Genomic DNA, 18377 nt, shown 5'->3' on the forward strand with positions numbered 1-18377 from the left:
CAGCGCCACGGTCCGACAGCCTCCCCATGAACTCTTTCCTCTCCGCGTTCTCCGCGCCTCCGCGAGAGATTTCGGCAGTCCTTCCGAGGCAGGGGAGGGATCTTTTCTCGCGGAGGCGCCGAGAACGCACACAGTGCAGGCGGGGTGCGCGGCTAAACGATCTCTACAGGACACTTGGGCAAGGCATCCAAAAAGGCCTGCCCATAACGCTTCACCAATAGACGATTGTCTAGAATCACCACGATGCCCTGATCGCTCTTGGAACGGATCAGTCGTCCGACCCCCTGGCGGAACTTGAGAATCGCCTCGGGAAGAGAGAACTCGAAGAAAGAGTTTCCCCCGCGAGCTTCAATGGCTTCAACTCGAGCCTGGATCAGCGGGTGATCGGGAACGGCGAACGGCAGCCGTGTGATGATCACGTTCGACAACGCTTCTCCCGGAACATCCACGCCCTGCCAAAAGCTGTCGGTGCCGAAGAGCACCGAGTTCACGTCCGCCCTGAATTTCTCGAGCATGGCCGAGCGCGGAGTGCCGGTCCCCTGGACAAAGCAATCCAATCCCAATCGATTAAAAAACGGCTCCATGCTCTCGCCCAACTCCTGCATCAGGCGGGTGTTGGTAAAGAGCACAATCGCTTTGCCGTGGGTTTTCTCGATGAAGTGTTCCATCCAATGAACCAAGGCATCGCGATACCCCGCATCCCGTGGATCGGGCATCTTGGACACCACGAACACCTTCATCTGGTTCTCGTAGTCGAAAGGGGAGCCCACCTGCAAAAGTCGGGACGATTCAGCTCCCACCCGACCGGCGAAATAAGCGAGCGGTGAGCCTTTGGAACCCGAGCCTCCTCGAGAACGCGCCGCAGCCCGCTTCTCGCTTCCTTCCGAGCTGTCCTTCCGTGCAGTCAACCCTTCGGCAACGGCCAGGGTGGCGCTGGTCATGATGACCGAGGTACCGCTCTCGTAAAGTCGACGACGTAAAAACTCCGCCACATCCACTGGCGCGGCGTTGAGGGTCAAGTTGCGCTGATACCGCCCCCCGCGCTCCACCCAGTACACGTACTTCTCCGCCGATTGACTCAGGAAGGTGGCCACTTCCTCCCGAAGCTCTCCCAGTCGACGGTTGCATTCCATCAACTCCTGTCCGATCTCTGCGTCGGAGGAGGTCTCGATCAAATGGACGATGCTCTCCCGCAACGATTGAATGCCCAAGGTGAGAGTGTCCGGCACCAAGTCAGGTTGCCGAATCCGCAACTCGGACCAACCCCGGCGAGGTGCGCCCCCTTCCTTTTCAGCGGAATCCGACCCCGGTTGGTCCTTCGAATCGCGCGCGGCCAGCGAGGAACACGCTTCCTCGACTCCATCGAAAAACGCCTCAGCCCGATCCATCAATTCGGCGACCTTGCTAACCGACGGTCCCTGCCTCAGTGACGCGAGCAGCCCTTTTTGAGATTTGGGATTGTACAGCCGACCCAAGGCAAAGCGAAGCTGCCCACTGGAGACACTCAAACCCACATGTCGCGAAGCGGTGGATTCAACCGTGTGGGCCTCGTCAAAGATCACGAAGTCATTCTTAAACAGAATCCCGCCCTCCTTCTCTTCCGCCCCCGACAGCAGCGAGAAGAAAAGAGTGTGGTTCAGCACCAGGACGTCGGAGCTGAGAATCCGACTGCGCGCCCGCTGAAAGAAGCAGGCGCCGTTCTGCTTGGCAAAATCCGAACTGTGACCGCAGGTCTTGGGAGTGCACAACCCGCGCTCCGAACAGACGCTGGCCCAAACCTTGGCATCGGGCTCGATTTGAAAATCAGACAGGCTGCCATCCTGGGTCACCGCCGCCCATTCCTTGATGCGCTGGAGCTCCGCCGCCTCAGGCGACGTGAACAAGCTCTCGGACTCCTTCAAAGCCTTCTGCAGACGGCGGAGGCAGAGATAGTTGGATCGACCCTTGAGCATCGCATACTGAAAGGGAGCCGGCAGCAGCTTCTGCAGCAGCGGAAGGTCCTTTTGGGTGAGCTGCTCTTGGAGATTGATCGTGTGAGTGCAAATGATCGCCTTCTTCTTCTCCGCGACCGCGTACAGGATGGCTGGAATGAGGTAGGCCAGGCTCTTCCCCACTCCGGTGCCTGCTTCCACGGCCAAGTGCCGTTTATCGACCAAGGCTTGAGCCACCGCCACGGCCATTTGCTGCTGCTGGGGCCGATACTCAAAGCCCGGCCCCTGGGAGAGCAACCCGTCCGGGGAAAAGATCGCTCCGACCTGTTCCACGAGCCCGCCGGTTCCGGCCCCCGGTAAATGGTCGTGCAGACTAATCATGGACGGCGTGAGAAGACATCAGCACAACGATCGTCGAGCCGACCTGGATCAGGTCTCGCGCGGGCGGCGAACCACCACTTCAAACGGCGATTGATTCTTCACGATCATGTTCGCCGGGAGAATACTGCGCCAATGGACATTGGGATAGATGACCGAGTTCCGTCCGAGAATCGACCCCGGGCTCAGCACCGCATTGCACCCCACGTCGACCAAATCTCCCACCAACGCGCCAAACTTGCGCAGCCCGGTATCGTGAGGTTTGCCATCGATGTCGTCGATCAGGATGGTCCCCGGAACCAGCTTCACATTGGAAATCTTGACCCCTGCGCCCAGGTGAGCCTTGAAGCCAAGAATCGAATCTCCGACGTAGTTGAAATGAGGCACCGTGGCACCGTTGAACAGAACCGCATTCTTGAGTTCGCAGGAATTTCCCACGACGCAGTTGTCACCGATGATGACATCCTCGCGCAGGTAAGCGTTGTGGCGAATCTGACAGTTCTTTCCGATGATGGCCGGTCCCTTGATCATGACGCCATCCTCGATCACGGTGCCTTCGCCTATCACCACGCCGGCACCGATAAACACCCGCCCCTCGCAGCGAGGGCGCTGTTCCGGCTTCACTCTCGCCTTGAGATAGGGAGCAATCTTCGGCAAGGCTTCCCACGCATATTGGCATCCCTCGAAAAGGGCGGCGTGCTCGGTTTCGTTTAAATTGAACAGGTCCGATGGACTGAACATGGGAGGAGATTACCAACCTGGACCGATTTGAAAAGCCCTCAATCTTAATCCGTGGGGGGGGAGGACGTGAAGGCCGTTCACTCGGCGGCTGGCTTGTGCTGCAAGGCCTTCAAGGCCGCGACGGCCGCCATGCTTTCCGCCTCTTTCTTGCTTTTTCCCAAACCTCGCCCCAACTCAACCCCGCCATGTTTAACCCGACACTCGAAAAGACGGTCATGGTCAGGCCCACTGACCGAGGTTAGCTCATACTCGGGAGGATGGTTGGAGTTGGTCTGCAGGGTCTCCTGCAGTTCCCCCTTGGGGTTGTCCAGGTTGGGGATCTCAGTCAACTCACCGAACCCGCCGCGGAAGCACCGCAGGATAAACTCCCGGGCCGAGGCATAGCCGCCGTCGAGAAAAATTGCGCCGGTCACGGCTTCGAAGCAATCCGCCAGAGCCGATTGACGAACCCGGCCTCCGCTTAACTCCTCGCCGCGGCTGAGGATCAAGTGTCCACCGAGATCGAGGCGAAGGGCTTGAGCCGCCAGGGTGCGACGGTTCACCAACTGAGCCCTGGCTTTGGTCAGCGGACCCTCGCCAAAGCCGGGAAACTTGGAGAACAGCTCGTTGGTGATGACCAGGCCAAGAACCGCGTCGCCCAGGAACTCCAACCGCTGGTTGTGCTGGGCGCTACCCGCCACATCGTGCGCCACCGAGGGATGCGTCAACGCGAGCGACAGAAGATCACTGCGCTCGAATCGATAGCCCAATCGTTCCTGCAATTCCGTTAGGTCCGACACACCGTTGGGTTAGGCAGAGGGTTCAGGGACAGGGGCCGCCGCCGGAACCTCACTCGCCCCGCCGGAGGATGGAATAGAGTGGGGGTCCGGGTCCATCGCCGCTGCGGCAGCCGGGGCGTCGCTGTCGAGTGGCGGCACCGGAGATACCGAATCCGCTGGGGTCGCGATGGATCCGTCCGCCGCCAGCCCATGCTCCAACAGATCGCCCACCATTCGCTGGACGGTCTCCAATTGATCCAGCTGCAGATCCGGATCCGGAATGGTAAAGATATCCCCGGTCTTCGGATGCTCGTAAATAAACGTCCTGCTCCCCCCCTGGCGCAGCTGTTCCTTCACCCGAAGAATGCGTTTACGTTCCAGCATGACCGCCAGGATATAGCTCGCAGCGCGATACCGTGGATCGTTCAGTTCCACCAACTTGCGGAGCAAATCCTCCGCCGTGTCCTTGCGGATGGCATCCGGCGCCACCGCGGGAGGAGCTTCGTAAATGCCCTGCCAATGCGAGATGAACCCCCGCTGGTCGCGAGCCTCGGCAAACTGCTTCGTGTAGCAGCCGCTGCAGATATCCATTCGTTTCAACTCCCGCTTGTCGTCAAAGAGCAGCGTGTGGTAGCCCACGCGATCACGAAACGCCTCACCACAGCTCTGGCAAGCGTGGGCCCTGGATTGAATATGCCAATCGATCATCTCAAGCAACGAGTTGAAAACCGAAACCCATTATTGTGAAGCGCCGGGGGACTGCAATGGCAAAGAAGAAGAGAGATCCAGACCAACAAGAGAAACCAGTTAACCATTGCCAGGTCGGGGGGGATTCCGTTTCTATCGGGGAGGGAACTCGCGTTCTCCAAGCAATGCACGGCTACCTGGCAATCATTTTGCACGCTCACCTGCCGTTTGTCCGGCACCCTGAGCATGACCGTTTTCTCGAGGAAAGCTGGCTGTATGAGGCTGTCCTGGAGACTTATCTACCCCTGATCCAGGTGATGGATGGCTGGCTCCGGGATGGAATGGAGACTCGGCTCACCCTCACCCTGTCGCCGACGCTGTGTTCGATGTTGTTGGATCCGCTCCTGCGCGACCGATGCAATCACCGTCTCAACTCCCTCATTGAGCTGGCGGAAAAGGAGATCCATCGAACGCATTGGGACCGTTCTTTTCAGCCTCTGGCACGGATGTATCACCAACGGCTCTGCGGATTGAGAGAGACCTGGGAAGCCTACGGCCGGAACGTCGTTGGGGCTTTCCGAAAGTTTCAAGAGCAGGGTCGACTGGAAATCATCACCACAGCCGCCACTCACTCGGTATTCCCGCTTCTCGCCTCGCATCCCCCTTCCCTGCGCGCTCAAATCCTAGTCGCTCGCGACCACTATCGGGAGTGTTTCGGGTGCGATCCTTCGGGAATCTGGCTACCGGAGTGCGCCTTCACGCCGGGTGTGGAACTGGTCCTGCAGGAAGCCAACATCCGCTGGTTTGTCATGGACACCCATGGCCTGCTGCACGCGCATCCGCGTCCTCGCTATGGGGTTTATGCCCCGGTGTTCACCCCCAACGGGATCGCGGCCTTCGGTCGCGATCACGAATCGGCCACTCAGGTGTGGAGCCGACAAAGCGGCTACCCCGCCGACCACCGGTATCGGGACTTCTACCGGGACATCGGGTATGACCTCGATTACGACTATGTGAAGCCCTACTTGCCCGGAACGGAGACGCGCGGGTTCACGGGAATCAAGTACTACGCCATCACGGGAACCGCGCAAAAGCAAGTTTACGACCGTCCAGAAGCCCTGCAGGCCGCCGCCGATCAGGCGCAGCATTTCTTGGAAAGCCGCATCACCCAGGCTCAACGCATCGGAAACATCATCGGCCGCCCTCCCCTGCTCATCTCCCCATATGACGCCGAACTTTTCGGCCACTGGTGGTACGAAGGCCCCGAGTTCCTGGACTATTTCGTTCGGAAGACCGTCCATGACCAGCAAATCGTCCGCCTCACCACCCCGCGCGATTACCTGCGCGAAAACCCCACCCAACAAGTAGCCACCCCCAGCCCTTCGACGTGGGGGGAGGAGGGGCATCTGAAGGTGTGGTTGAACGAGAAGAACCAGTGGATTGTGCCCCATCTCCACGTGGCCCAGGAGCGGATGACCGAGCTGGTCGATCGCAACCCCCATGCCGAGGGCGTCCAACTGCGGGCTCTGAAGCAAGCCGGCCGAGAGCTGCTTCTAGCCCAAGCGAGTGATTGGCCCTTCATCTTGCGCACCGGAACGAGCCCGGACTACGCTGAACGACGCGTCAAGGAGCACCTCCTTCGCTTCCTGGCGTTACACGAGCAGTTGACCACGACGCGCATCGACGAGAAACAACTCAGCATGATCGAGGGACAGGATAATCTGTTCCCCAACCTTGACTACCGCTATTGGCGAACCAGGGCCTAGGCGCCTATCCGCGATGACCTCGGGTTCAAACAGGCTCTGGATCATGGCGGGCATCTGCGCGGGTTGCACGGTGCTGTTCAGTTTCCTGTTTGTGCTGCTTCCGGAAAGCTATCTCTACGAAATCGAGGTCTATTCCCAAGACTTGCGCCTCCGGCTCGGACAGCGAGCCCCGGTTGATCCTCGGCTGGCGTTCGTCGCCATCGATCAACCCAGCTACAATCAGGACTATCCCGATGCCGAATCCCGGCGCAATCGAGCGATCGAACTGATCTGCCAACGCTATCCCTGGCCTCGGGAGATCTGGGCGATCGCTATCGAAAGGCTCATCCAAGCCGGCGCTAAAGTAGTCGCTCTGGACATCGTCTTCGCAGGGGAAACCGAAGCGGACGAGAAACTCAAGGCGGTGCTGGATCGCTATCCCAACCAGGTGGTGGTGGGAGCCAACTACGTGTCATTGGAAGAGTCCGAAGGCAAGAATTACGATACGCTACAGTACCCTCCTGCCAGCGTCATCGACCCGGGCACCAATCATCCGATGCAGGATCTTCGGATTGGGCTCATCCGTACGGAACGGGACGCCGATGGGGCTATCCGGCGGATCGCTTTCCAGAAAGGCGGAGACATCGCCTCCGTGGTTCCCCCGGAGGTCACCATCGAGTCGTTTGCCGGTCGAATCCTCAGGCAGGCCGGACGAGCCGACATGATTCTTCCCGGGACCGAATCGCACCGATTTCGCTACGCGGCGAAGCCCAATCAAGGATTTGCGCGGGTGCCTTTCATTGATCTCTTTCACCCGATGGTCCTCGAAAAAAACTATAACCCCAAAGGCTACTTCAAGGACAAGATTGTCATCATCGGCCCGGCGGCCTCCATTTTTCACGACGAGCACCGCACGCCGTTTGGGGGCGAAGTAATGCTGGGGCCCGAAATCCACCTCAACTTCCTCAGCGCAGCCCTCAACAGCCAATTTCTCAAGGAAGCAACCTTCGCAACCAACCTGGCCCTCACCGCTTGGGGTGGCTTGGTGGCCTGGCTCTTTAGCTGGAGATTCCCTCGTCTGTTCCAGCGATTCTCGCTGTCCATACTCTGCGTCACGCTCTACCTGCTCACCGCTCAGTTTCTCTACGATTACGCCGACCTCTTTATCGCAGTAGTCGCCCCGGTCGCCGTCCTACTCACCAGCGGTTCCGTCGGGCTTGTCTACGACTTTGCCCAAGCCCGCCGGGAAAAGGCCCAGCTACGCCGAACCCTGGAACGATACGTGGCAAAGGACGTCGTCAGAGAACTGCTGGACAACCCGCAAACCTACCTCAACTCGCTGGTCGGGGTCCGCAAGCCGGTCACCATCCTTTTCTCTGACATCCGCGGATTCACCTCTCTAACCGAGGGGGCTAACGCCGCGCTGCTCGTGAAGCAGTTGAACGAATACTTTCAAGAAATGGTCGGGACGGTGGTTAAAAACCGCGGGCGACTCGATAAGTTCATCGGGGACGCGGTGATGGCCGATTGGGGAAGCTTCGTCAGCGGAGGGGTGGCGACGGATGCGGAACGAGCGGTTCTGACGGCGCTCCAAATGCGCGAGGGCTTGAAGAAATTGAACCTGGCCTGGCAGGCGAGCGGCCTGCAACCCCTGGCGTTCGGCCTGGGGATCAATCATGGCGAGGTCATTGTGGGAAATCTCGGGTCGGAGGAAAAGATGGAGGTATCGGTGATTGGCGATGCCGTGAATCTGGCGTCCCGCCTCGAGAGCCTCACCAAACAATACCACCTGGATTTGTTGCTCGGCGAAAGCGTCGCGTCTTTTGTCCGCGAACGCTTCACTCTCCGCTCGGTCGATTTTGTGCGAGTCCAAGGCAAGACCAAACCCGTCGAAGTCTTCACCATCCCTCCTCAAGCCGCAGATCAAAAGCTGGATCTGGATTGGCTGCGCCACTACGAGAAAGGGGTCGTGCTCTACCGCCAACGTAACTTTCAAGCGGCGATCGAAGCCTTCCAGGAATCGCTGCGCTTGGAACCTCAGGATGAACTCACACCCATCTATCTCGAACGGTGCGAAAAACTCCTGAATTCCCCACCTCCCGAAGGGTGGAGCGGAGTGTTCGAAACCAGCAAGAAGTAATCCCCCGAAGCACATTCCTCCCCCACTTCCTTGGCGTCCGTAACACCTTAACTTGTCTCTAACAATGTCACCGACCCACCAAGGTCGATCAATCCCTACAACTAGGGATTGAGGAAAAGTAAAGCGGGAGCTATTCACTAGAATTAGGGAATGCCAGAGTTTCACACGCTGTGGGCAGGACCCGAACCCGCAGGGTTCAAAGAGATCTAGCCGGGGGTGCAAGTCCGACGGGCTGCTCGACACCAAAAAGTCTTGCGCTGCTTTTGGGATTGCGCCATTTAGGTTCAAGAATGCTCCAACAAAACATCACTTCGGGTCGTTACCGCGTTTCGATGAGACTTTTTTGCCTGGCATGGATCTCGGCGGGGCTTCTCACTTACGCTGCGGAGCCGGCTGCCCCGGCGCCTCCCAGCCCCCCCATCTTCGCCGACAAGAATCTGGAGTCGGCCGTGAGACGCTATGTGTTTGAAAAGCGGGATACCGACAAGCCGATTGTCGAGGCGGATGTGGTAAACCTCTCCACCCTGGAAGCTCGCGGCCTGGGCATTACGAATCTCGCCGGTCTGGAAAAATGCCGCAGCTTGGCTTTGATCGATCTCAGCCGGAATCGAATTAAGGATGTCAGCGCTCTCAAGGGCCTGGGCATGCTTCAGTCGCTGACCCTGTCTGACAATGCGCTCGAGGATATCGCGCCCCTCGCCTCGCTTCCCTCGCTACAATATCTCGAGCTAAGCCGGAATCGGCTCAAAACCCTCGAGGCCGTGCGGGGACTCACCAATCTGAACGCTCTCTACGCCAGCTCCAATCGGATCGCGGATCTGTCTCCCGTCCTCGGGCTCAGGCGGCTCTCCTCCCTCTATTTGGATGACAACAAACTCAAGAGTATCGAGGGAATCGGAACGCTCAAAGCGCTGTTCACCCTGTCGCTTAACCGGAATTCGATCGCAGATCTGGCGCCGCTAGATGGGGTAGGCACCTTGTTCAACCTCTTCATCGAAGGAAATCGGATCCGCAACCTGACCCCGCTCATCGAGATTGCCAAAAAGGACACCGAGCACCGGTTCGCCCCCTTCCTGACCGTCTATCTCAAGGGAAACCCGCTTTCGTCCAAAGCGCGGAAGGAACAGATCGACGAACTCAAGGCGATCGGAACAAAGGTCGTGCAGTAGGCGGGACGGCTTGCATTTCCCCCTCTAGGAGACGACGTCAGTCTTCGGGACCGCAGGGGGATTTACCGCCCCCGAGGACTCGTCCCCTACACAAAGAAGACTCCGGACCGTAAGGGACGCTCGTCCCGCCATAGGCTCGGCGGCGCCGGAACGTCGGGAAGTCTTGGGAGGAGTGCCTCCCTCGGCACCCCGTCGAGGCCGTTTCCTCCACGTGCCAAAAAAGAAAACTGGCGGCTCACACTCGCGAACCGCCAGGCTACAACCCAATTGTGCAGGACGCTAAACGTGTCAACGCATAGCGCTGTTAGGTAGGCAAAAGATGTGACTTTTTGCCGAGGCTAAGATAACCACGGCGGAGAGTAATACCTTGTCCCGGTTGTCGAAACTCAGTATTGCATTCATACTGGCCTGGGCAGCAACACCCGTACCAAGGCCTCAGTGTCGGGGGAATCCCACGAATCCCGAGGATTTTAAACCTGAATTTCGGTTTCGACGACACGGAGGGAGCAGATATTGCCTGACATTGAGGCAGAAATGTACCGACCCTTGTCTCAGTGTGTGACAAATTGCGCAGCCCAACCCAATTAAGGGTTAGAATCGATCAGGCAAGCTCCGCCAAACGCTGCTGAATCTGCTCAGTCCAACGCGACACATAGCTCAAACCGCGGTAAATCTGTTCAATTTTGTCCAGGGGGAGCTTGGCTGCCCGATCTGGGGAGGAGGATCCGGCATCCAAAGCCTCCCAAGTTGCGTTCATCGGAGGCAGCTCAGAAACCAACAGGTCGCGCTTCGCGTTAACCATCTGCTGCAGGCGGCCTAGTTCGTCGACCCAGCCCAACGCTTTACGGAAGTACTGCACTTTCACCAAGGGAGAGGTGACCTCGCTCCGTTCTTTCAAAAAGGTATCGATGTCCCGGCAGGCCTGTCCGATTTCCACAAAAAGATCCATTGTTCCCGGCGGAATCTTTTGAATGTCGCCGGGGCGGCTGCCTCGTTCGAGCTCCAGCAGGTGTAGCAGGCGATCCTTGGGCTCTTTCAGAGTGGTGTAGGCGGCGTTGAGCGAGGCATAGGTTTTGGTGGCCAGCTCCTTCTCGCAGTCAGTGGCCTGGTGAAACCGGTCGGGATGCACCTCGCTGGAGAGTGCGTGAAATTTGGACTTGAGATGCTCCGGGTCGATCCACGGGCGACGCGGCTCGTTGAGCAATGCAAAAAGATCGGTGATCATGCCCTGGCTCAGGCGCTGAAACTCTCGCCGCACGAGCAACTGGTCGCTGCATTGGGATTCTTAACCTTGAAGCCGCCCTCCTGAAGAGCATCCACATAGTCGAGCTCGCTCCCGGTCACATACAAAGCACTCTTGGGATCAACGACAACCCGGATACCGGCCGATTCCACCAAGATATCACGGTTGGCCGGCGCGTCTTGCAGGTCCATCTTGTACTGGAGACCGGAACAACCCCCTCCTACAACCGCCACCCGCAGAACGCCTTGCGGTCGACCCTGCTTCGCGAGCAGAGACCCCACCTTCTTGGCGGCGCTCGGAGACACCTTGATCAACCGTTCATCACCCAGCCGAAAGCTGGGCGCGGCCGAAACTGATTTGTTTGCAGAAGAGCCAATCATACAAGATCTAAGAACTGACTCCCAAGCTACCGTCGGCAGGAGCCCGAGTCAACGTGTCTATACCGACGGCCAACAGTTCACAGTTTGGAGGCACGTCCTACCCGACGGAGGTGGGAAAGCCGTAGAGGGCTCTCCTCTTTGCCATTGAAGATCGAGACTAAGCCTAAGCAAGCTGGGCAACACGGCGGCCTCTGACCTTGGTGTTTGGGGAGCCCGAACCCGCCGGGTTCAAAGAGATATAGCCGGGGGTGCTCGCACCCCCGGAACTGTTTAAAGTACGGAGCATCGCTCAGCGATGCCACGCGCTTCTGAGACTTGCGTCACCTGACTCAAGGGAGATTCGATTGAGCTTATAATTCTGGTCTCCGTCGATCCCGCAGTGGCCTCAGACTCAGCTCCACACGGAGGGTTACCCCCATGAGGGCCTCTCAACGTAGTTTACCCCTAAACGCTTCTCGACGCGGCTCCTCCAAGCTTTTCGCACGTTGAACGTTCATGGGCTCGACGGAGTCTCTCCCTACCCTCCTGAAAGAGTCACAGCCACAGCTCGACGATACTTCGTCGAGCTGTGGCTGTGACTCCTTCATTGCGTCAGCAACTCAATGGCTTTAAGCAATTGCGGATCCCGGTCCTCCAACCAGTCCTGGGGTGACAGCGGCACTTCCACATCTGGCACCTCACCGCTGTTCTCCTGAGTGGTCCCATCCAGACGATAGAATCCAGTCATCGGCATGCGAGCGCCGGTCCCGTCCACCAACCGGAATTCCCACGTCCAAATCACATACCCAGGGGTCGCTTTTCCCACCAACCGCGCCAAACCCCGAGCCCGTAAGGCATAGGGGAACATCTCGGCGTTCGAATAGCTGTGCTCGTTCATCAGCACAATGAGCTTCTTGTTCCAGGCCAGCGCAGGAGAGGGCTCCGCGCGGCCGTCGCGCAACCGCATGTAGCCGTGAACGCGTCGCTCCAACCAGTCAATGAGGGTGTCGGAGATATTTCCCCCGGTATTGAACCTCACATCGATGATCATCGCATCCTTCCCCACCATGTCCTCGTAAATCTCCCGCTCGAACTTGGCCTGGTTGGCGGACAACATGCCGGAAACATGGAGATAGCCAATCCGATCCTGACCAGCGGTCTGGACCAGCTTGCGACGCCGCTCGACTCGGTTTCGATACTCCAATTCGTTCCAATCTTCGGAGGTAAGCACCTTATACTTCACCAGCCGCGCTTGGTTGGTGGAGGTCGTGGAACTCACGGTGAACTCAAACTCGCGATCCTGCTTATCATTGATCCATTCATAGAGCCGCTCGTCAGCGCGCACCTCGCGTCCATCGATCGCCAGCACATACTCGCCTGGCCGCAGCAAGGTCTTGGAAAACCATCCGGGCGCCCCCTCCGGGACCCTCTGAATCCGCAGCCCCGGCCCAGGATGACTGTAATCAAACGTGAAGCCGAGATGGGGCGTGATCGGCGAGGGCGCGGGAGCCGCCGACTTAACCTCAGCATGAGAGGCATCCAACTCTCCCACCATCATGCCGAGTAACTGGCTAAACTCGTCGCTGGTCTCCACCGCGCCCAGCAATGGCTCATACCGCTTCCGGATAGCTTCCCAGTCGCGGCCATGGAAATTCCCGTCGTAGAAGGCCCGATGGTAGGATCTCCAGAACTGTGTAAAAGCCGCCTTCCGCTCCAAGATCACATCCCGTTCCCAATCGGCGGTAAACGCCACCTTCTCGCTCGATTTTGAGTCGAGGCTCAGGGTGTACAAGTCCCCGTTCTGAGTGTAAAAGCCCTTCTTGCCTTCGGCAGCGATCCTAAAATGGCTTTTCCCGCCGCCCGTGGTGGCTCGACGTGCATCGCGGCCATCCCATCCCACCGACCAAATATCGCCCTCCGACAAAAACCAAATGATACCGTCCGTCGTCATCGCCAGATCGTCCTGAGGCTGCTGAGGAGTCACCTTGCGGATGCGACGGGAAATATCCCGGAAGTCGATCTCCACCTCCACCGAACCAGCCGGCTTTTCATACTTCAAATCCGTATCGAGGGTCCGCGCCTCTTCCCACTTGAGAGGCAGGACATAAAGACCGCTGCCATCCCGATTACTGGAAAACAACAGATACTTGCCGTCGGGAGACCAAACTGGATCGCCGTGCTGGGCATACAACCGTGTGACATTGATAGGCTCCCCGCCATCCACGGAGATTACCCAGATGTTCTGGCTCAGCCTATCCCCTCTGCCCTCGTAGGCCAGCCAGCGCTGGTCCGGGGACCAGGAGAAACGACCTCCGCCCGAGCCATAAACCTGCGGCCCAGGCAGCTTGATCAACCGACGGGCCTGAAGCGTGTCGAGCGACATGAGGAACAGCCCGCCCTCCTTGCCGGACACCCAGAACCCAAGCGTCTTGCCATCCGGGGACAGACGCGGCCCGGTAACGTCTTCGTCCCGCAACCACAATGGACTGATTGCCTTGGTCTCGAGATCGAGCTGGTAGAGCCGTTGGTTGAACTCTCGATCCGAGGTGAAGATCAATCGCTTACCATCGCGGGTCCAAACGAAATCCGAATCATCGCCCGCCCAGTCCGTCAGCCGTCGAGCAAACTCCGCCGACCGACCGGCCACTCCCTTGGGCTTTTCCACCGGAATCGCCCACAGATCCCCCCGAAGTCCAAACGCAAAGCGTTTCCCGTCCGGTGAAGGCTCAGCCTCACTGACACCGCCGGTAAGCTTCTCCCGACGCCGAGTGCTCTGCTTTTCGTCGGTGGAGACGTAAAGCGTGATGCGCTCAGGCTCCTTGGCCCCCGGCCTAAGTCGCCAGACGTCAAGGCCCTGCTCGAAGGCAATGTCCCCGGATCGACGGGCCACGCTGGGGAAACGCACCGGGGCGCCGGTAAAGTGGGTGAGCGGGCGACCTTCCCCTTCCAGGTTAAACTCCCAGAGATTGGGGGTCCGACGCGGTGAATCCACCACCTTCGGCAAGACCTGCTGAAGCGTGCTCGTCGATGGCGTGGGCTCCGCCACCGTCACACAGACCAAGCGACGCCCGTCGGGTTGGAATTGGGTCCACAAATGCTGGAATCCGTCCTGAGTCACCGCATAGCGCGCCTGGCGCTCCAGGTCCATGATCCAGATCTGAGCGGCGGCGGATCCATGATACCGCGGCCGGGTCCAAGGAAAGCCATAGCGACCGTAAACCACACGCTTCCCGTCGGCGGCGAACGACGGGGAATGGAGAGCGGCGTAATCTTCACACAGCAGCTCAGTGCGGAGGGTTTGAACGTCGAGCGCGAAGATGCCGAAGTTGGCACTGTCACGTTTGCCTGAGAACAGTAGCCGCTGACCATCCGGACTCCAGCCGCAGGGCAGATCCACACCGCCATGCCAGGTCAGCTGGCGCGGTGATCCGCCATCGACCGAGACGGCAAAGATGTCCGAGTTTCCCGTGCGCTTGCTCGCAAACGCCACCCATCGGCCATCCGGAGAGAAAAGCGGGTAGGCATCTGTCTCGATGTTTTGAGTCAGGGCGACCGCACGGCCCCCTTCCGCCGATGCGAGCCAAAGGTCTCCGCGATAAACAAAGGCGAGTCGCGTTCCATCCGCGCTCAGCGCGGGCATGCGCGCACCGATCACCGGTTCCTGACGAGCGGGAGAGAGCTGGGCGTCGGCAGGGATGCCGAGCGCGACCGTGAGGAAGCACAGCAGGGATCGGAGCGGCAGGCACGGCGAGAGGCGCATAGCAGCAACTCAGAACAATTCACGAATCTCGGCCGAGCCGCCCCCTGAAGTGGTGTCCCGGCGTTCCTCCGGCTCGGGATCGGAGACCGGGCCTCGGAGGGTCTCGATCTCCTTCTGATACTGGACGCAGCGCTCCTCGAGCAGCACCGCCAAGTCTTTCACGCGCTCCAACTCCGTTTCCAGTTGCTTGGCGGCAGCCACACGCTCATCCGCCTGGCTCAACTCGGCCGCCATCTGGGTGAGCTTCGCCTGAAGCCCGGAGCGGGCCTGACTCCACTCCTCGCTCTGCTGACTCACCATGGCGGCTTGTTGTCGGAGCGCCACCAGCTCACCCTCGAGTTGGTTGTTTCGACTCTGCAGCTCACCTCGCGACTTGCTGAGCGCATCTTTGTCCGCGACGGCCGCGGCAGCCTGCTGGCGCAACACGACCGCGGTCTGCTCAGCGGCTTGCAGCTTGGTCTGAGCTTCCGCGGCCGCCTTCTCCAAGGCCTGACGATCCTTCTGCACGGAAGAGGACTCGAGCCGCAGGCGTTTCAAGTCGGCCTCGGCCATCACGAGGGCTCCCTCCAGCTCCACCCTCCGACCCACCAGCGCCTCGTTCTCAGCGATCAGCTCGGCCGTGCGCTTCTCCGACGCGGAGTTAACCTCCTGAAGCGATGCTAGCTGACCCTGCAGCTCGGACCGGAGGGATTCCCAGCTCGCGCGCTCTTGCTCCGCAGCTGAGAGAGCCTCGAGAGATCGCGCCACTTCGGCCTTGGCTGTAGCAGCAGCAGCTTGCAGCTCATCGCGTGTTCGATTGAGCTCATCGCGCTCCCGGGTCAACCTTTGCGTCCGCTCTCGCTGCTGCTGCAGCTCCGTCTGCAGGGAGGCGCACTGCGACTCGAACTTGCCCCACCACCACCATCCAGCCACCAGGCCAATGGCTCCGGCCAGCACGGCCAGGGTCAAATGAAGCGTGAAACTGTGGGTCAAAAAATAGGCAATAGGCTCCATAACCGTTACGGGATCCGGGATGCGTTGTCCTTCGCTGTCACTTCCACCCGGCGGCTTCGTCGGCGCGCGTCCGGGTTCTTGTTCTGTGCTGCACTGAGCTTCTCGATCACGGATCTAAGCTCGAGCTGCCCGCGGGGAAGCCCGCGAGCCACCATCAGGGCCGCCACCGCCTCCGCGCGTCCGAGGCTCAGCCGCTGGTTCACGGAAGCGGCTCCGGAGGAATCCGAGAAACCAGTGACCACAAATTTACCCTGGGGCGCCAACTGACGAATCGCGGCCACCACTTGGTCCACCTTGGCCGCCTCCTCCGGCTTGAGCACAGTGGAACCGGAATCGAAGAAGATCGGAAAGCTGCGCAGGGCACGCCCCAGATCCAACCCCGGAATTCCTGCCCCAACCCAGGCCTGTCCACGCCCCCGTTGGTCAGCACCAGCCGCCAGCACGATGTTGTTCTCCACCACCGGATTCCCTGGTCCCGGCATGCTCCGCTGAGCCAACGAGTGCAACGCAAGCTTCTCGGTCTCCGTGCGCACCGTGCCGGACAACGCAAGTCGGTTGGGCTCCAATACCAATGCCCCTTGGCTAACGCTCGCAAAGAACGAACCCAGCAAGGAGGGCAAGCTGGCCTGGTCCAGATAGGCCGGATCGAGAACCGTCGGGTCCACCTGAATAGCCGTCACATCGAAAACCTGCCGGGGAGCGCAGGTGGCCAACAGGGCAGCGACCCGATCCCGCCAAAGATCCGAAGGCATCCAGCCGCTGACCCGGTATCCGCCAGCGCTCTGAGGATCCAGTCGAAGCACCGGCGAAACGCGAATCTGGTTCCAGCTCGTAAGCGCTCGCGCACCGGCCAAGGCATGGATCTTTTCCTGGGCTTCGAGCCGAAAACGCGGATGGGAAACGAACCCGCTCAGCCGGGCATCCAAGCCCTGGAAGGAGAGACTGACTTGGCTGAGCTCAGGATTCGAACGCAAAGCCCGAGTCCCTTCCGACATGAGGGACTGCTCAAACCGATGTTGGTAAATCTTGAGATGGGCGTACGAGAAGCAGGCCGACAACAGGATCAAGAGGACCAAGATGAATGCCGCCAACAGTTTCACGGAAGGGAAGCCTAGACAGTGACCCCCCTGGAGGTAAAGAAGTTGTATGAGGCATAAATGGACTCGCCCACCTGCCGCACGGACGGATAGAACAGTGTGCAGTGATCGATCCCCGTTCAATCGAGGCTCCGACTACGCCACCCCGGTTTGATCCCGCGGTGCTGCGCCGGCAATTTCCCGCCCTGGACCAAACCGTCCACGGCCATCCCTTGGTGTACCTCGACAATGCCGCAACCACCCACAAGCCTCAGCAGGTAATTCGGACACTCACACGCTTCTACGAGCGGGACAACGCCAATGTGCACCGGGCGATTCACGAACTGGCCGAACGATCCACCATCGCCTTCGAAGCCGCTCGCGCCCGGGTGGCCCGCTTCCTGAAAGCCAAAGAGCCAGCTGAGATTGTTTTTACCCGGGGAACAACCGAGGCCATTAATCTGGTGGCCCAGTCCTGGGGACGTCGCCAACTGCGCGCCGGAGATCAGATCCTCCTAAGCCCTCTCGAGCACCATAGCAATCTGGTTCCCTGGCAGATGCTCTGCCGTCAGACGGGAGCCGAGCTGCGTTTCCTGCCCCTGGACCGCTCAGCGCAGGAAGTTCGCTGGGACCAGCTCGTGTCGCTGCTCACTCCGCAGGTCAAATTACTTGCGTTCACCCACCTCTCCAATGTGTTGGGAACGGTCAGCCCCGTCTCCGAAGTATGTGCCGTCGCGCGCGCGCGCGGTGTGGTGACGCTGGTAGATGCCGCCCAAAGCGCCGGGCACCTCCCCCTGGATGTGCAGGATCTGAATTGCGACTTCCTCGCCTTCTCCGGTCATAAAGTATACGGCCCCACGGGTATCGGCGTTCTCTACGGCCGCAAGGAGAGACTGCTCACCATGGATCCCTGGCAAGGCGGCGGAGAGATGATCGAAAATGTCTCCTGGTTGGATTCCACGTTTGCTCCCCCGCCCCAACGCTTCGAGGCGGGAACGCCCGCGATCGCGGAGGCGATCGGCCTCCACGCAGCCCTCGATTTCCTCGACCAGATCGGACGTCCGAGCCTGGAACGGCAGGAACGCGAGCTCACTCACCTCGCGTTGGAACAACTGGAGGCGCTTCCAGGACTTCGGGTGCTGGGCTCGCGGGAAAATCGCAGCGGGGTACTGTCGTTTACTCTCGAGGGAGTTCACGCCCACGACTTGGTGACATTCGCCAATGAACGGGGCATTGCCCTTCGCTCCGGACACCACTGCGCCCAGCCCCTGCTGTCCGAACTCGGCCTCAGTTCGGTAGCCCGGGCCAGCCTGGCTCTCTACAACACCCCGCAGGACATCGACCGATTGGTGAGCGCCACTCGCGAGGCCCTCACGTTCTTCGCCTAACTCAACGGA

At 59.6% G+C, this 18377-nt stretch carries 13 protein-coding genes; 4 read left to right on the plus strand and 9 right to left on the minus strand.

Going from position 1 to position 18377, the window contains the following annotated elements:
* Positions 1-152: 152 nt before the first annotated feature.
* The 4 genes from JNN07_23405 to JNN07_23420 all read right to left on the minus strand — a co-directional run bounded on the left by JNN07_23405 (position 153) and on the right by JNN07_23420 (position 4516).
* A complete protein-coding gene (locus JNN07_23405) occupies positions 153-2312 on the minus strand; it encodes a DEAD/DEAH box helicase (GenBank protein ID MBL9170699.1) in 2160 nt (719 codons plus the stop codon).
* A gap of 48 nt (positions 2313-2360) precedes the next feature.
* Entirely contained in the window at positions 2361-3050 is a 690-nt protein-coding gene (locus tag JNN07_23410) for a UDP-N-acetylglucosamine diphosphorylase (protein MBL9170700.1), read from the minus strand.
* A gap of 77 nt (positions 3051-3127) precedes the next feature.
* Positions 3128-3829, minus strand: a complete 702-nt coding sequence (rnc, locus tag JNN07_23415; protein MBL9170701.1) for a ribonuclease III — start codon at positions 3827-3829, stop codon at positions 3128-3130.
* Between the two features lie 9 nt (positions 3830-3838).
* On the minus strand, positions 3839-4516 hold the full coding sequence (locus JNN07_23420; GenBank protein MBL9170702.1) for a hypothetical protein: 678 nt from the start codon (positions 4514-4516) through the stop codon (positions 3839-3841).
* 164 nt (positions 4517-4680) lie between these two features.
* Between JNN07_23420 and JNN07_23425 the strand changes: the two genes are divergently transcribed.
* The 3 genes from JNN07_23425 (at position 4681) to JNN07_23435 (ending at position 9549) form a co-directional block, all read left to right on the plus strand.
* The gene (locus JNN07_23425) at positions 4681-6261 is read left to right on the plus strand and encodes a DUF1957 domain-containing protein (GenBank protein ID MBL9170703.1); all 1581 of its coding nucleotides are present in this window, start codon (positions 4681-4683) and stop codon (positions 6259-6261) included.
* Between the two features lie 13 nt (positions 6262-6274).
* On the plus strand, positions 6275-8380 hold the full coding sequence (locus JNN07_23430) for a CHASE2 domain-containing protein (GenBank protein MBL9170704.1): 2106 nt from the start codon (positions 6275-6277) through the stop codon (positions 8378-8380).
* A 290-nt stretch (positions 8381-8670) separates the two neighbouring features.
* A complete protein-coding gene (locus JNN07_23435) occupies positions 8671-9549 on the plus strand; it encodes a leucine-rich repeat domain-containing protein (protein MBL9170705.1) in 879 nt (292 codons plus the stop codon).
* 601 nt (positions 9550-10150) lie between these two features.
* Here JNN07_23435 and JNN07_23440 read toward each other — a convergent pair.
* From JNN07_23440 to JNN07_23460, 5 genes are all read right to left on the minus strand, one after another.
* Positions 10151-10774 (minus strand): hypothetical protein, encoded by a 624-nt coding sequence (locus tag JNN07_23440; GenBank protein MBL9170706.1) that lies wholly within the window; start codon positions 10772-10774, stop codon positions 10151-10153.
* Positions 10775-10782: 8 nt separating this feature from the next.
* A complete protein-coding gene (locus JNN07_23445) occupies positions 10783-11172 on the minus strand; it encodes an iron-sulfur cluster assembly accessory protein (protein ID MBL9170707.1) in 390 nt (129 codons plus the stop codon).
* Between the two features lie 583 nt (positions 11173-11755).
* The gene (locus JNN07_23450) at positions 11756-14911 is read right to left on the minus strand and encodes a PD40 domain-containing protein (protein ID MBL9170708.1); all 3156 of its coding nucleotides are present in this window, start codon (positions 14909-14911) and stop codon (positions 11756-11758) included.
* 9 nt (positions 14912-14920) lie between these two features.
* On the minus strand, positions 14921-15904 hold the full coding sequence (locus tag JNN07_23455) for a hypothetical protein (GenBank protein ID MBL9170709.1): 984 nt from the start codon (positions 15902-15904) through the stop codon (positions 14921-14923).
* 5 nt (positions 15905-15909) lie between these two features.
* On the minus strand, positions 15910-17004 hold the full coding sequence (locus JNN07_23460) for an OmpA family protein (protein MBL9170710.1): 1095 nt from the start codon (positions 17002-17004) through the stop codon (positions 15910-15912).
* 158 nt (positions 17005-17162) lie between these two features.
* Here JNN07_23460 and JNN07_23465 point away from each other — a divergent pair, with 158 nt between their 5' ends.
* Positions 17163-18368, plus strand: coding sequence for a cysteine desulfurase (locus JNN07_23465; protein MBL9170711.1), 1206 nt, complete (start codon positions 17163-17165; stop codon positions 18366-18368).
* Positions 18369-18377 lie beyond the last annotated feature (9 nt).

Source organism: Verrucomicrobiales bacterium (genome assembly GCA_016793885.1).
Lineage (GTDB): Bacteria > Verrucomicrobiota > Verrucomicrobiia > Limisphaerales > UBA11320 > UBA11320.